General features: G+C 66.4%; 18 protein-coding genes. 17 read left to right on the top strand and 1 reads right to left on the bottom strand.

Going from position 1 to position 13,169, the window contains the following annotated elements; all coding sequences use genetic code 11:
* Positions 1–274: 274 nt before the first annotated feature.
* From KHC28_RS10745 to KHC28_RS10705, 9 genes are all read left to right on the top strand, one after another.
* The gene (locus KHC28_RS10745) at positions 275–1,468 is read left to right on the top strand and encodes a DUF932 domain-containing protein (RefSeq protein WP_214008359.1); all 1,194 of its coding nucleotides are present in this window, start codon (positions 275–277) and stop codon (positions 1,466–1,468) included.
* Positions 1,469–1,642: 174 nt separating this feature from the next.
* Positions 1,643–3,700 (top strand): ParB/RepB/Spo0J family partition protein, encoded by a 2,058-nt coding sequence (locus KHC28_RS10740; RefSeq protein ID WP_214008358.1) that lies wholly within the window; start codon positions 1,643–1,645, stop codon positions 3,698–3,700.
* A 68-nt stretch (positions 3,701–3,768) separates the two neighbouring features.
* On the top strand, positions 3,769–4,803 hold the full coding sequence (locus tag KHC28_RS10735) for a DUF7146 domain-containing protein (RefSeq protein ID WP_214008357.1): 1,035 nt from the start codon (positions 3,769–3,771) through the stop codon (positions 4,801–4,803).
* A gap of 368 nt (positions 4,804–5,171) precedes the next feature.
* Positions 5,172–6,098 carry a DUF2493 domain-containing protein gene (locus tag KHC28_RS10730; RefSeq protein WP_214008356.1) on the top strand — a complete coding sequence of 309 codons (927 nt, stop codon included), beginning with the start codon at positions 5,172–5,174 and terminating at the stop codon, positions 6,096–6,098.
* 84 nt (positions 6,099–6,182) lie between these two features.
* On the top strand, positions 6,183–6,437 hold the full coding sequence (locus KHC28_RS10725) for a FitA-like ribbon-helix-helix domain-containing protein (protein WP_132036189.1): 255 nt from the start codon (positions 6,183–6,185) through the stop codon (positions 6,435–6,437).
* Positions 6,434–6,856: a type II toxin-antitoxin system VapC family toxin gene (locus KHC28_RS10720; protein WP_214008355.1), complete on the top strand. Its 423-nt coding sequence runs from the start codon at positions 6,434–6,436 to the stop codon at positions 6,854–6,856. Before KHC28_RS10725 ends, KHC28_RS10720 begins: the two co-directional genes overlap by 4 nt.
* Before the next feature lie 238 nt (positions 6,857–7,094).
* Positions 7,095–7,262 (top strand): hypothetical protein, encoded by a 168-nt coding sequence (locus KHC28_RS10715; protein ID WP_214008354.1) that lies wholly within the window; start codon positions 7,095–7,097, stop codon positions 7,260–7,262.
* Between the two features lie 128 nt (positions 7,263–7,390).
* Positions 7,391–7,831, top strand: a complete 441-nt coding sequence (locus KHC28_RS10710) for a hypothetical protein (protein ID WP_214008353.1) — start codon at positions 7,391–7,393, stop codon at positions 7,829–7,831.
* 631 nt (positions 7,832–8,462) lie between these two features.
* On the top strand, positions 8,463–8,789 hold the full coding sequence (locus KHC28_RS10705; RefSeq protein ID WP_214008352.1) for a DUF736 domain-containing protein: 327 nt from the start codon (positions 8,463–8,465) through the stop codon (positions 8,787–8,789).
* A 51-nt stretch (positions 8,790–8,840) separates the two neighbouring features.
* Here KHC28_RS10705 and KHC28_RS10700 read toward each other — a convergent pair whose 3' ends face one another.
* Entirely contained in the window at positions 8,841–9,059 is a 219-nt protein-coding gene (locus KHC28_RS10700; RefSeq protein WP_214008351.1) for a helix-turn-helix domain-containing protein, read from the bottom strand.
* Positions 9,060–9,384: 325 nt separating this feature from the next.
* Here KHC28_RS10700 and KHC28_RS10695 point away from each other — a divergent pair, with 325 nt between their 5' ends.
* From KHC28_RS10695 to KHC28_RS10665, 8 genes are all read left to right on the top strand, one after another.
* Positions 9,385–9,645, top strand: a complete 261-nt coding sequence (locus KHC28_RS10695) for a DNA -binding domain-containing protein (protein WP_214008350.1) — start codon at positions 9,385–9,387, stop codon at positions 9,643–9,645.
* 107 nt (positions 9,646–9,752) lie between these two features.
* Entirely contained in the window at positions 9,753–9,968 is a 216-nt protein-coding gene (locus tag KHC28_RS27355) for a transcriptional regulator domain-containing protein (protein WP_230360584.1), read from the top strand.
* Positions 9,969–10,020: 52 nt separating this feature from the next.
* Positions 10,021–10,533, top strand: a complete 513-nt coding sequence (locus KHC28_RS27975) for a DUF2285 domain-containing protein (protein ID WP_376772667.1) — start codon at positions 10,021–10,023, stop codon at positions 10,531–10,533.
* 119 nt (positions 10,534–10,652) lie between these two features.
* Entirely contained in the window at positions 10,653–10,934 is a 282-nt protein-coding gene (locus tag KHC28_RS10685; RefSeq protein WP_214008348.1) for a helix-turn-helix transcriptional regulator, read from the top strand.
* 8 nt (positions 10,935–10,942) lie between these two features.
* A complete protein-coding gene (locus KHC28_RS10680) occupies positions 10,943–11,830 on the top strand; it encodes a replication initiator protein A (RefSeq protein ID WP_214008347.1) in 888 nt (295 codons plus the stop codon).
* A 211-nt stretch (positions 11,831–12,041) separates the two neighbouring features.
* Positions 12,042–12,695 carry a ParA family partition ATPase gene (gene parA, locus KHC28_RS10675; protein ID WP_214008346.1) on the top strand — a complete coding sequence of 218 codons (654 nt, stop codon included), beginning with the start codon at positions 12,042–12,044 and terminating at the stop codon, positions 12,693–12,695.
* Complete coding sequence (locus tag KHC28_RS10670; protein WP_214008345.1) at positions 12,692–12,943, top strand: ribbon-helix-helix protein; 252 nt, start codon at positions 12,692–12,694, stop codon at positions 12,941–12,943. Before parA ends, KHC28_RS10670 begins: the two co-directional genes overlap by 4 nt.
* Positions 12,940–13,169, top strand: a 230-nt coding sequence (locus tag KHC28_RS10665) for a DUF2840 domain-containing protein (protein ID WP_214008344.1), incomplete at its 3' end; no start/stop codon positions are given. The genes KHC28_RS10670 and KHC28_RS10665, both read left to right, overlap by 4 nt.

Below are 13,169 nucleotides of genomic sequence, written 5' to 3'. Positions count from 1 at the left end.
ACGCCTTCATCGAAGCGTTTAGAGCATTGGCCGATCGCTTGAATCTGGCGGGCTTTTCAAATGGGGGCCGAGCTGATTCAAGCCTTCTGCCGAAGTTGGACGCCGGCAGGCATAGTGAAAGCGCTGTCGCTCGATCTTCGGGGCCGTGTTCTCGCCGCGGCGGCGGGTGGCAGTCGGTTTGTCCAGTGCAGAGAGTGAGAGGCCGGATGGGATTCCCGTGACGGGTTGAGGGCTGGGAGAGAGGCTTCCGGCGCCCGTCATGAAGGTGATCCCCATGAACATGCAGGTTCTGGATGCCGGTCGTGATGTCAGCGGCGGCTACAAGGTAGATGCCACGCGCGGCGAGCGGGTCGGTCGCGTGTCGTCGGAGTGGTTCTCCCGGCCGGATGACGAGCGGTTCCTGTCGCTCGGCGAACTGGCCGCGATGGTGCGGGGGCGGGCCGATCACAGCCGGTCGCGCCTGGTGGAGACGTCCCGCATCCATGTGGAGGCGAGCCGCTCCAATGCCGAGCGGCTGGCGTTGGTGCTGCCCGGGGCGGATGCACCCGTCGAGCCGAACCATTGGTGCTTCGGCCAGCTCGCGACCCAGGTCGGGGCACCGGCCGCCTATCTGCGCCAGCTTCCCGCCGCGCTGGCCGGCATTAATCTGCAATATGGCCTGACCGCGCACCGCGCCGAGCAGATCAAGACCTATGAGACCGCCAATGGCCGCGTCGAGTTGCGCGCCGTGACCGGCCCGGACTATGGCCGGATCTACGATCACGAACTGGTCGAGGCCGTGCAGCGCATCGCCGGCAACGGCACCGGCGACACGCACTTGAAGGTGCCGGGGATGCTCGACTGGTCGACGGGCGTCTATAATCCGCGTGTCGACATCACCAAGGACACGACGACGCTCTACGCCTCCGACCGCGACGTCTTCCTCTTCCTGGTCGACGATCTGAACCCGATCGAGGCCGGGCGACTGCCCGACGGCTCGCCGGACCTCTATTTCCGGGGCTTCTATTGCTGGAACTCGGAGGTTGGTGCGAAGACGCTCGGCATCGCGAGTTTCTATCTGCGTGCCGTGTGCCAGAACCGCAATCTCTGGGGCGTCGAGGATTTCCAGGAAATCACCATCCGCCACTCCAAGTACGCGGCCTCGCGCTTCGCCCATGAGGCAGCGCCGGCCCTGACCCGCTTCGCCAATTCCTCGCCGAGGCCCTTCGTCAACGGCATCAAGGCAGCTCGGGAGAAGATCGTCGCGCGCACCGACGAGGACCGCAGCGACTTCCTGCGCAACCGGGGCTTCTCCAAGGTGGAGACCGCCAAAATCATCGATACGGTTCTGGCCGAGGAAGGGCGCAAGCCCGAGAGCATCTTCGACTTCGTGCAGGGCATCACTGCCGTCGCACGCGACAAACCTCACCAGGATGCCCGGCTCGATCTTGAGGGCCGGGCCAAGAAGCTGCTCGATCGGGCCGCCTGATTTCCGGAAAGCCGGAGACGCGGACATCCCTGTCTCCGGCTTTCCTGCTTTGCGCTTTTGCGGATCTGCGGTTCTGCGGCGTCGCCCTCCAGAGTGAGAGGGCGGCGCAGCGCTGCGTGACGGGTTGGAGGCCGAGAGAGAGGCTCTTGGCCGCCCGTCGCGGAGGTGCCTTCCATGGCGACCAATGTTCAGAAGATCACGCTCTCCCCCTCGCGTGACATCCCCTTCAACAAGCTCCTGCTCAGCCAGTCGAACGTCCGGCGCATCAAGGCCGGCGTCTCGATCGAGGAACTGGCCGAGGACATCGCCCGCCGTGGCCTGCTGCAGGGCCTCAGCGTCCGGCCTGTCGTCGACGACGCCGGTATCGAGACCGGCATGTTCGAGATCCCGGCGGGCGGGCGGCGCTACCGGGCGCTGGAACTGCTGGTGAAGCAGAAGCGCCTTGCCAAGACCGCGCCGGTGCCCTGCGTCATCCGGGAGGGCGGCATCGCCGAGGAGGATTCGCTCGCCGAGAATGTCCAGCGCGCGCCGCTGCACCCGCTCGACCAGTTCCGCGCCTTTCTGGCGCTGCGGGAGAAGGGCCAGTCGGAAGAAGAGATCGCGGCTGCCTTCTTCGTCTCCGTCGGCGTGGTGAAGCAGCGCCTCAAGCTCGCCTCGATCTCGCCGGTGCTGCTGGAGGTCTATGCCGAGGACGGTATGACGCTCGACCAGCTCATGGCCTTCACCGTCTCCGGCGACCATGTGCGTCAGGAGCAGGTCTTCGAGCGGCTGAAGACCTCCTATGACAAGCAGCCCTATGCCATCCGTCGCATGCTGACCGAGGGTGCTGTCCGCGCCTGCGACAAGCGGGCCCAGTTCATAGGCCTCGAGGCCTATGTCGAGGCTGGCGGCATCATCCTGCGGGATCTCTTCCAAGGTGATGATGGCGGCTGGCTGCAGGATGTCGCGCTGGTCGACCGGCTGGTGGCCGAGAAGCTCAAGGCCGAAGCGGACGCTGTCACCATGGAGGGCTGGAAATGGGTCGAAATGGCCCCTGACTTCGCCTATGGCCACACCTACGGCCTGCGACAGCTGCGCGGCGAGACCATCCCGCTCACCACCGAGGAGGAAGCCAGCCGCGACGCCCTGCAGGCGGAATATGATCGCCTGTCCGCGGAATACGCCGAGGCGGATGATCTACCGGAGGAGGTCGACGCGCGGCTCGGCGAGATCGAGACGGCGATCGAAGCCTTCGAGGCGCGTCCGATCACCTTCGATCCGGCGGAGGTGGCGCGCGCGGGCGCCTTCGTCAGCATCGCCCATGATGGTGTGGCTCGCATTGAACGTGGTTATGTCCGGCCTGAGGACGAACTGCCGGTGGAGCCCGAAGCCGCGGCGGAAGACGCCGGGGCGCACGTTTGCGCGGTTGCGGCCATGCGTACCGGCGAGGCCGTCATGGCAGACGCGCCCGAGCCCGAGGAGGACGAAGGGCTGTCGGCGCTCTCGGACCGGCTCATGACCGAACTGACCTCGCATCGCACACTCGGCCTGCGCCAGGCGCTGGGCGAGCGGCCGGAGGTCGCCTTCCTCGCGGCCCTGCATGCCCTGACGCTGAAGAGCTTCTACCGCTACGGCTCGGATAGCTGCCTCGAACTCGACCTGAAGTGCATCGCCTTCAGCGCGCAGGGGCCGGGGCTGAATGACAGCGCCTCGGCCGCGGCGATCCACGCCCGGCATGAAGGCTGGGCGAAGGTCCTGCCCAAGGACTCGGCCAATCTCTGGGAGGCTCTGCACGACTGGGACAGCGACAGCCGCTCTGGCCTATTCGCCCATGTGGTGAGCCTGTCGGTGAATGCTGTTCATGAGGCCTGGAGCCGGCGCCCCCGCTCACTCCACCATGCCGATCAACTCGCCCGCGCCGTCGAACTCGACATGGCGGCCGTCGGGTGGAGGCCGACCGTAGACAATTTCCTCGGGCGCGTGACCAAGGCCCGCATTCTGCAGGCGGTGAGCGAGGCCAAGGGGCCGCGTGCGGCAGAGCGCATCGCGCACCTGAAGAAGGGCGACATGGCCCGCGAGGCCGAAACGTTGCTGGCTGATACCGGCTGGCTGCCGGAACCGCTGCGCGGAGCCGAACCGGCGGCAGGCGAAGAAACGGCGGCGCAGGACGGCACAACGGCCATGGGCGAAGACGAGAGTCTTGAGGATACTGAAGACACCACGGACATCCCCCCTGCCGTGGCGGCGGAGTAACCCTCAACACGATCCTGAACCTCGGCCCGCCGGCTCTGTCGGCGGGCCTTTGTTTTTGAAAGCTCGCTATGTCCGGGATTGCTCACGATCTGTCGCACCGGCTCGCCGATCGGGCCGAAGCCGTTTGCCGTCACTATCTCTCCAATGGGCGCCGGGAGGGCCGCTACTGGCTCGTCGGCGATATCAGGAACACGCCCGGCCGCTCGCTCTTTGTCCGGCTCCAGGCATCCGCGAAGGGGCCGGCGGGCAAATGGACCGATGCCGCCACCGGCGAGCATGGAGATCTTCTCGACGTCATCCGCGGATCGCGCGGTCTCACCGACTTCGCTGACGTTGCCAATGAAGCGCGGACCTTTCTCAACTTGCGGCATCCCGAACCGGAGCCCTCAACACTACGTCGCCGCGTCGTACCAGCTCCAGCAGGGCACGTGGAAGCGGCACGCCGACTGTTCGCCATGTCGCAACCCCTCGCCGGGACCCTTGCAGAGACGTATTTGCGCCGACGCGGCATTACGCTTTTGCACGGAACCGGAAACCTGCGTTTTCATCCACGCTGCTACTACAAGCCTGGCGACGGCCCGTCAGAGACCTGGCCCGCCATGATCGCCGCCGTCACCGATCTCACCGGCCGGATCACCGGCATACACCGCACCTGGCTCGCGCCCGACGGTTCCGACAAGGCTCCGGTCGACGCGCCGCGCAAGGCGATGGGTGATCTGCTTGGGTCTACCGTCCGCATCGGCGTGCCCGACAGCGTGATGGCGGCAGGCGAAGGCATCGAGACCATGCTGTCGCTCCGGCAGGTACTGCCCAACATGGCGATGGCACCGGCGCTTTCGGCCGCGCATCTGGCCGCCATCCTGTTCCCGCCTGCCTTGAGGCGGCTTTATATCGTCCGCGACAACGATCCTGCCGGTGACGCCGCGCGGGACATGCTGATGGAACGGGCGAACGCCGAGGGCATCGAGGCTATTTGCCTATCGCCCACCCTCGGGGACTTTAACGAGGATCTCCAGCGGCTGGGTATGGATGCGCTCCGGGCGTGCGTTCGGTTGCAACTCGCCCCGGAAGACGTCTTGCGCTTCATGAGCCTGCCCCGATAGCCGGAACGGGCTGAACCGCGAGACGTGGCTGCCATACCCGCAAGGATGCGTCAGCCCACGGAAAGGACCGCGCCTTGCGCCTTCGAGAGGGCGATCGGCCGTCAGCCGGGCCGGATCGGCAATGGCTGCCGCCGAAGATTTTCCGGCGCGGCCTTCAGGCCGCTTTCCATCGCGAAGCAAAATCGCCGGCTTGTCGCCATCCTCCGCTGCGCTTCGGCCCTGTGCGCTTTTCCGGCATGGTCTTGTCCCGAAACCGGTTCCCACTTTCAGGGACCCTGCCCGCGCTCCGGGTGCAGGTCCGTCCCGCCCGACGGCTTCGTCGCCATGAAGGCCGCCACGGCAAGCGGTCCAAACCGATGGAGCATCCCATGAGCGCGCATGACGACCACGAGCCGCACCACGTCTCATCCCCGACCGACCACCTGATCCAGGCATTGCAGCTCCACGGCCATCGTCCTTCCGAAGACGAACGCGATCCGCGCCCGCTACCGGAAGACCGCCTCATCGAAGGCGCCATCGCCGACATCTTCGACGCCCTCGTCGCCACGGTCACCGACACCAGCCTCGATGCCGACCTCCCCGATCTCCTCTGGTCGACCGTCAACATGTTCCACCGCGGCGTGAACCGGATCGAACAGAAGCTTGACGATAATGAGCAGGCCCAGAAGCAGCTTCAGCGCGAACAGGACGGCTCGGAAGTGAAGTCACTGGAGCTCGAGCGCCTGACCGACATCGGCATGAACCTGGTCGGCCGGCGCGACAGCATGGAAACCTTCCGCGAGGCCGCCGCCGACCGCTACCGTATCGCCACCGGCTCGCCCTGGACGCCACGGGCCGGATCACGGACCAACCATCGCCACCTCACCGCATCGCTGATCGATAGCCGGGATTTCCTCGCCGCCCGGCGGCGCGCCGATAACGAGGTGCTCGTGCCCGCCGGGCCAAAGATCGCCTTCTCGGGTGGCGACACCGCCGATCACAGGCAGATCTGGGCCAAGCTCGATCAGATCCACGCCAAGCACCCGGACATGGTGCTGCTGCATGGCGGCTCGCCCAAGGGCGCCGAAAAGATCGCGTCCCTCTGGGCCGCCAGCCGCAAGGTGCCGCAGGTGGCCTTCAAACCCGACTGGACGAAGCACGCCAAGGCCGCTCCCTTCAAGCGCAACGACCAGATGCTGAACGTGGTGCCGATCGGGGTCGTGATCTTCCCCGGCACAGGCATTCAGGACAATCTGGCCGACAAGGCCCGCAAGATGGGCATCCCGGTCTATCGGTTCGGAACTGGTGGCGCATAAGCGCCGCCAAACCGGTCATCTTGAATGCGATGGCAATTCCTCTATTTTGCTATCAACGCTATCAGCCTTACTGGAGGCGCCACCATGCCCGCCGTGACAATCCGTAACCTCTCAGAGGCGACGCACCGCGCCCTCAAGGTGCGCGCGGCACAGCACGGCCGCAGCACCGAAGCCGAGATGCGCGACATCCTAGAGACCGCCGTTCGCCCTGACACGCGCCTTCGGCTTGGCACGGCGCTCGCGGAGCGCAGCCGCCGCCTCGGCCTGACCAATGAGGACATCGACGCCCTCAGCCCGGCGCGCGACCGGACGCCCGCCGAGCCCATGAGCTTCGAATGATCCTTCTCGACACCAATGTCATCTCGGAGGCGATGAAGCCCGCGCCCGATGACACCGTCCGGGCGTGGCTCGACGAACAGGCGGCCGAGACGCTCTATCTCTCCAGCGTCACCATCGCCGAGCTGTTGTTCGGCATCGGTGCGCTACCCGCGGGCAAGCGCAAGGACCGGCTCACGGATGCCATGGACGGGGTGATGGAGCTGTTCGCCGACCGCGTCTCGCCTTTCGATGTCGCTGCCGCGCAACGCTATGCCGACCTCGCCGTGAAGGCGCGCGCGGCTGGGAAGGGCTTTCCGACGCCCGACGGCTATATCGCTGCGATCGCCGCCTCCCGGGGCTTCACTGTGGCCACGCGCGATACCAGCGCGTTCGACGCCGCCGGTGTGGCGGTCATCAATCCGTGGAACGTGTACCGCTGACGACCTACCAGCGCGGCAACCCGCCATCACGGTCTCCTGACCGGACGACCACCCCCGCTTCACGACGCTGATCCTTGGGTCCAGCGATGGCCTGACGCCATCAACCCATGAAGGGTCGGACTACGCTGCGCGTGCCGCCGCTCCGGCTGCGCCTCACGCGATGATTGCGGCCAACGGCCGGCCCTTTCGGGCGCCTGTCAGCGGGGGATGGACCTCCGCTCGCGCAGGAGCCAGGTCGATGTCCGCCCAGATCGCTCACGCCTTCGACTTCAGCCTCGCCACCACCCTGATGGCCACCGTCGTCATCTTCCGCGCCGGCGACGGCACGCTCTCCGTCGCCCCGGCTGCCGAATATGACGGCGACGAAGCCGCCATCGTCCGCGAAATCGACCTCTTCCCATCATGAGCAGCCGAACAGGCGGCTGTGAATGGTGGCCGGTCGCCTCCACACCGAGACTGCTGCCAACTCTGCCCATCGTGCCGGTGTGACTGAGGCGGTGGAGGCGCATCCATTGACCTTATGGAGCCGCCACCATGATCTTCATCGGCATTCTCCTCGGCATGGCGACGATTGCATTCCTCTGCTGGCCGCTTTTCACGCTGGCGGTGTTTGCGTTGTCGCTGTTTGCGGGCATCACGGCGGGCACTTGGGCCTATGGCACCGGTGCCGGATGGCTCGGCGCTATCCTTGTCGGCTTTGCTGCCGCAGCCCTGACCTTCGGTCTGGGCCGGTTCCTGCTCGCCACCGTCCGTCCGATCTGGGCGCGTCTGCTCATCGCCTCCGTGTTCGTCGTCCCGGCCGTGGCGGCAGGCTTCCACGCCACCCATGGCATCGTGAAGCACACCATGCCCTCCCAGACGTGGCAGATGGTGTTTTCGATCCTCGGAGCCGCCGCCGTTGGCATTGTTGCCTTCGTGCGCATCACCGAAAGGAAGGCGTTCGGCCCTTCTGACGGGCACAGCTCTGCTCCCTGACACCGCGACGTCCGCTCGGCTGCACCAGACGGCGAATGACTTAGCGTCCGCTTCAACCGGCTGGGCCGGAAGGGAGCGGAAGTCTAGAGCGTCCGTTTCGCCATGCTGTACGGCAGGGTTGGCGAGCGCGGTGAACGGCGGCCGTGGCGCAGTCGAAAGGCCCCCCGTGGCAGAGCATGCACGACATTGGCGGGACGGGTAATGGGCAGATTGGCCCGGCTCGGGGCCTCATCCGCCGAGGCTGGCCGGTCCGGTCTCTATAACCGGCGCGAGGGCCACACCTCTCCGTCGTCCATCCGCCCGTGCCCGCTCCATGCGGCCTCTTCAATGGCCTGATCTGGCCGAAGACGGCTGCGCCTCGAGCGCCTATGCCACAACGGCTGGCCCCGACTTTCTTCCCCTGTCGACGCTCACCCCGCGCGCTGCGCGGGGGCCCCGGATCGCCGTCATTCCTCGCGCAGCAACAAAGTCGCGCCTGTGCCGTCCTCCGCTGCGCTGCGGTCGCAATCCTCACCCCATCGCGCCAGCGCGACGGGGACCCCGAGGCGATGTGGCGTCGCTCGCCTTCGGCCTGTCGATCGCCATCGAGGCCGCAATGGTGCGGGCTCGGAAGACAGGACGGAGACGGAACATGGCCACCATCGGCACCTTCAAGAAGACCGGCACCAACGAGTTCACCGGCGACATCGTCACCCTCGGCGTGCAGGCCCGGGGCGTGCGCATCATCCCCGACACCCGCGCCACCGGCGAGAACGCCCCCAGCCACCGGGTCCTGGTCGGCCGCGCCGAGATCGGGGCGGCCTGGTCCAAGCGCTCCACCGAGGGCCGCGACTATCTGGGCCTCAAGCTCGACGACCCGAGCTTCAACGCCGCCATCTACGCCAACCTCTTCGACGACGAGGACGGCGAGAACTTCTCCCTCATCTGGTCCCGCCCCAACGGGCGCCGCAGCGACTAAGACCTCGCCCGTCTGACCCCGGCCTCACCGGCTAGGGTCAGACGGGCGGTCCTACTTCTCACTTAGCGGAAGAACGAGTTCGACATGGCTGACATCGAGAGCACGTGCCAGCTCATACAGCGTGATGATCGTTGGATTGCGTCGGCCGCGTTCGAGACCACTAAGATATTGCTGGCTTAGCCCCGAGCGCTCGGCAACCTGTTCCTGCGTCAGGTCCTTGGCCTGCCGCAGGCGGGCGAAATTTCGTCCGACCAGCTTGCGCATATCCATGCGCAGACCGATCGCAATTCCAGCATGCCAAGTTTATCAACTATAATATGTAACGACTAATCTGCTTTGCGCGATGGCGTCCTGAAGCGAACGCCAGCTCCGCCACCATTCTCGGGAATGAACTCGATGCCGGCGGCTTCGATTGTTCTGAGAGTAGAACAGAGTGCTACCCGTCTAACCGGCCGCCGATCACGTGCGGGCGTACGCATCTGGGCACGCTCCCGCGATGCCGTGGCCTCATCACATGATGCCGCTCCACGGCCTGCCGTCCCACCACTTGTTCGGCCTAGTCTCTCGCTCATCACGATGAAGAGCGACGCTCGCCATGACCCGAGCCTTCCACGATACGCCGCCCGATTCGCCGACCGTCACCGACTATGATCGCAGGCATGCCGTGCTCTATCTGCGGCTGCTCGATGCCGAAGCGGCGGGCGCCGACTGGGAGGAAGTTGTCGCGCTGCTGTTCGGCCTGGACCCGCTCACCGCGCCGGAACATGCCAGGCGTGTCCACGCAGCCCATCTGGCGCGGGCGCGCTGGATGTCGGCGCAAGGATATCAGGAGCTCCTGCGTCGACCCGACAAGTGATCGGGTGATGCCGGCCTGGCATCAGACCATGTCTCTGGCGTTTCTTCCGGAAGCTCCCTTCAGACGAGATCGTCAGGCGTATCGCGGCACGCTCGAAAGGGATCCCGATGGTCCTGGAAACCGCCTGGCAGTCATCAGAGGCCTACGCCTTCGTAGATGCTCTCTCACCCTCACAGCTCGCCTGGGAATGGCTTCGGCGCAACGAGGCGTATCGACGGGACTACGCCAGGTTCCGTGTGGTCGACGATCCCGAGAAGGAGACCCTCGCGGCGCTCATGCAAGCCCGCTGGGGTCTACGATTTCCCGATCGATCCCGCACGTGATGCCCGAACCGTTTCTGTCGTCTGGGACCTGGAAACCGACCCTGGCCTCATCATGCTTGTCGCGCAGCGCGACACCGCCTGTGGCCGCCTGACCACTGGTAATACATCTCAAGACACGGACCATCACCTGCATGCATCCAGCTGTGTGATAGTCGGCGCGGGCCGCGACGCGATCACCGTTATGCTGCCAGAAGGCCATCGCCTCGATCCATCCCTCTGTGCCCTCGTCCGGATGGACGCGCATCTGCCGGATCGTATCGAGGCTCTGGTACGGCTCTGGGCCCATATGCAGAGAGCGGCCGTGCCGCCAGACCGGAGGATCACACTCCAGCAGCGCCGTCGCTTGCGCCACATGTTTCAAGCGGGGGACGGTCGCCGTGCGGGCGCGACCTATCGTGAGATCGCCACCAGCCTGTTCGGTAAGGCTCGGGTCGCGGCAGCGCCCTGGAAGACATCCTCCCTGCGCGACACCGTCATCGCGCTCGTGGAGGATGCGCGGCGCATGATCGAGGGCGATTACCGCAAGCTCCTTCATCGGCGACGCCGCCACACGTCGCCCCGCTAGGGTGGGGACTTTAGCCCCCTAATCTTCCCCATCCCTCCCGACAATCCTCCTCCGCCACCGTGGTCACCGTCCGCCGCCGCACTCCGGCGGCTCCCGCCACGCCCACGGAGGCCCGCTCCATGCGACCCGATCTCGCCACCCTCCCGCCGCGCTATCTGCGCACCAAGGAAGCCGCCGAGTTTCTCAGTCTGTCGGCCCGCACGCTGGAAAAGCACCGCACCTATGGCACCGGTCCCGCCTATCGCAAGCTCGGCGGACGCGTCGTCTATTCCATCGACGACCTCCAGGCCTGGACTGAGCGCGGCGCGGTCACCTCGACCTCCGATCCGCGCGGCTCCGTCCTGCCGGCCAAGCGCCACGCGCTTGCCGCAGGTTCGTTCGCTGGCCGCGCCGCGCGCTGAACGCTTCCATGGCGGCGCGGCATCACAGCCTCTCGGAGCGCGGACAGCTCGATCTGTTCCGCGCCCTGCCGGGGGACTTCGCGCCACGAGATGCGCAGGATCTCATGGCCTATCCCTTCTTCTCCCTCTCCAAGACGCCGCGCGTCGCGCCGATCGATTTCCGGACCGGCAGCATCGCCATCCGGGTCGAGGCCGTGCCCGACCACGGCATGGCGACCATCTGGGACGCCGACATTCTCATCTGGGCGGCGAGCCAGATCGTTGAAGCCCGCGACGCGGGGCTGCGCACCTCGCGCCTGATGGCGGCGACACCCTATGAGATCCTCACCTTTGTCGGGCGCGGCACCTCCCTGCGCGACTATCAGCGCCTCAAGGCCGCACTCGACCGTCTCCAGTCGACGACAGTGTCGACCACCATCCGCCAGCCGGCAGAGGGACGCCGGCACCGCTTCTCCTGGATCAATGAATGGCAGGAGCGCACCGACCGCAACGGCCGGCCCGACGGCGTCGACCTCATCCTGCCGGACTGGTTCTACAGGGCCGTGCTCGACGATGCGCTCGTGCTCACCATCGACCGGGCCTATTTCGGGCTGACGGGCGGACTTGAGCGCTGGCTCTACCGTCTGGTGCGCAAGCATGGCGGGCACCAGGACCACGGCTGGAGCTTCGACGTCGCTCACCTCCACGCCAAATCCGGCAGCCTCTCGCCCCTCAAGCACTTCGCCTATGACCTGCGCGCGATCGTCGGCCGCCAGGCGCTCCCCGGCTACCGGCTCGGCATGCGCCGCCAGACGGACGGTGCTGACATCCTCTCTTTCGTCGAGATCGACGCTGCACGCCTTGCCCTCCCAACCCGCCGCCGTCTCGCGGCCATCCGATCTGGGGACAAGCTGTGAATCATCTCGTGCTATCGGGGACCAGCACCCTCGTGCCATCAGGGACCGGATCCTCGTGCTATCGGGGACCAAAATCGACGATTCAGTCTTCTGAATCAGAGGCTTCCGGCGTCCGTAACTTCTCTAACCCGGATTCCTTCGGAATCCTTCTAACGGAACTACGCCATTCTACTACGACGAGCGCGACCCCGGTGAACGTGCGGAGCGCGCCATGATCGTCGCGCTCCTCAACCAGAAGGGCGGGGTCGGCAAGACCACCCTGGCGCTGCATCTCGCCGGGCAATGGGCCCGGCAGGGACAGCGGATCACGCTGATCGATGCCGATCCGCAGGGCTCCAGCCTCGACTGGTCGGAGCAGCGCAGCCACGAGGGCCTGCCACGGCTGTTCGGTGTGGTCGGGCTTGCCCGCGATACGCTGCACCGCGAGGCGCCCGAGCTTGCGCGTGACGCCGATCACATCGTCATCGATGGACCACCCCGCGTCGCCGGGCTGATGCGATCGGCGCTGCTCGCTGCCGATCTGGTGCTGATCCCTGTGCAGCCGTCGCCATTCGACGGCTGGGCGTCGGCCGAGATGCTGGCGCTGATCCGGGAGGCGCGGATCTACCGCCCAGCGCTGTTGGTCCGGTTCGTCCTCAACCGCTGCGGCGCGCGCACGGTTCTCGCGCGCGAGACCGCGCGGACGCTGGCTGACCATGATCCGCCGGTGCTCACCAGCACCATCGGCCAGCGCATCGCCTTTGCGGCGGCGGCGCAGTCCGGGCGTCTCGTCTTCGAGCGAGACGATGCCGGGCCAGCCACGCGCGAGATCGCCGCGCTCTGCACCGAGATCAATGGTCTTGACCTCGGGAGGCGCGCGCCATGAGCGAACGCCCGATCCGCCGCGACTTTGCCTCTAGGCCTGCCGATCCCGAGCACTGGATCAAGGCGGCAGATGTCGCGCCAGAGCACCGCCCCGGCGCCGCGTTCACCGCGCGCCTCACCATCGATGTGACGCCCGAACTGCGCGGGCGGATCAAGGTCGCCGCCTTCCGGCGCGGCGTCACCGTCGCCGAGATGCTGCGCGCCCTCCTCGCGCGCGAATTCCCTCCCCAATCTGGAGATCTGCCATGAGCGAAGCGTTTGCGCCCCGTGCGGCAAGCACGGCATCCCCATCCAGTCCCCCATCCGATGCCCTGACCCATGTCGAGCTGACCCATATCGAGAAGCGCATCGAGAACTGGATTCGCTTCGGCCATCACGCACATGAGCAGCTTCTGGATCGCCGCCGGCGCATCCTGTCTTTCCCTCCCGGCTGCATCTTCGCCTTTGTCCGATGGGCCTCGAACGACTTCGGCAC

Origin of the sequence: Ancylobacter sonchi, assembly GCF_018390695.1 — a bacterium.
GTDB classification, from domain to species: Bacteria; Pseudomonadota; Alphaproteobacteria; order Rhizobiales; family Xanthobacteraceae; genus Ancylobacter; species Ancylobacter sonchi.
Note: the sequence above shows the minus strand (reverse complement) of the source record. Positions and strands in the feature narration are given on the sequence as shown.

What these genes read in the sequence shown, in the direction of transcription:
- KHC28_RS10745 (WP_214008359.1), top strand. Translation starts at nt 275, where the DNA reads ATGAACATGCAGGTTCTGGATGCCGGTCGTGATGTCAGCGGCGGCTAC.
- KHC28_RS10740 (WP_214008358.1), top strand. Translation starts at nt 1,643, where the DNA reads ATGGCGACCAATGTTCAGAAGATCACGCTCTCCCCCTCGCGTGACATC.
- KHC28_RS10735 (WP_214008357.1), top strand. Translation starts at nt 3,769, where the DNA reads ATGTCCGGGATTGCTCACGATCTGTCGCACCGGCTCGCCGATCGGGCC.
- KHC28_RS10730 (WP_214008356.1), top strand. Translation starts at nt 5,172, where the DNA reads ATGAGCGCGCATGACGACCACGAGCCGCACCACGTCTCATCCCCGACC.
- KHC28_RS10725 (WP_132036189.1), top strand. Translation starts at nt 6,183, where the DNA reads ATGCCCGCCGTGACAATCCGTAACCTCTCAGAGGCGACGCACCGCGCC.
- KHC28_RS10720 (WP_214008355.1), top strand. Translation starts at nt 6,434, where the DNA reads ATGATCCTTCTCGACACCAATGTCATCTCGGAGGCGATGAAGCCCGCG.
- KHC28_RS10715 (WP_214008354.1), top strand. Translation starts at nt 7,095, where the DNA reads ATGTCCGCCCAGATCGCTCACGCCTTCGACTTCAGCCTCGCCACCACC.
- KHC28_RS10710 (WP_214008353.1), top strand. Translation starts at nt 7,391, where the DNA reads ATGATCTTCATCGGCATTCTCCTCGGCATGGCGACGATTGCATTCCTC.
- KHC28_RS10705 (WP_214008352.1), top strand. Translation starts at nt 8,463, where the DNA reads ATGGCCACCATCGGCACCTTCAAGAAGACCGGCACCAACGAGTTCACC.
- KHC28_RS10700 (WP_214008351.1), bottom strand. Translation starts at nt 9,059, where the DNA reads ATGGATATGCGCAAGCTGGTCGGACGAAATTTCGCCCGCCTGCGGCAG.
- KHC28_RS10695 (WP_214008350.1), top strand. Translation starts at nt 9,385, where the DNA reads ATGACCCGAGCCTTCCACGATACGCCGCCCGATTCGCCGACCGTCACC.
- KHC28_RS27355 (WP_230360584.1), top strand. Translation starts at nt 9,753, where the DNA reads ATGGTCCTGGAAACCGCCTGGCAGTCATCAGAGGCCTACGCCTTCGTA.
- KHC28_RS27975 (WP_376772667.1), top strand. Translation starts at nt 10,021, where the DNA reads ATGCTTGTCGCGCAGCGCGACACCGCCTGTGGCCGCCTGACCACTGGT.
- KHC28_RS10685 (WP_214008348.1), top strand. Translation starts at nt 10,653, where the DNA reads ATGCGACCCGATCTCGCCACCCTCCCGCCGCGCTATCTGCGCACCAAG.
- KHC28_RS10680 (WP_214008347.1), top strand. Translation starts at nt 10,943, where the DNA reads ATGGCGGCGCGGCATCACAGCCTCTCGGAGCGCGGACAGCTCGATCTG.
- parA (WP_214008346.1), top strand. Translation starts at nt 12,042, where the DNA reads ATGATCGTCGCGCTCCTCAACCAGAAGGGCGGGGTCGGCAAGACCACC.
- KHC28_RS10670 (WP_214008345.1), top strand. Translation starts at nt 12,692, where the DNA reads ATGAGCGAACGCCCGATCCGCCGCGACTTTGCCTCTAGGCCTGCCGAT.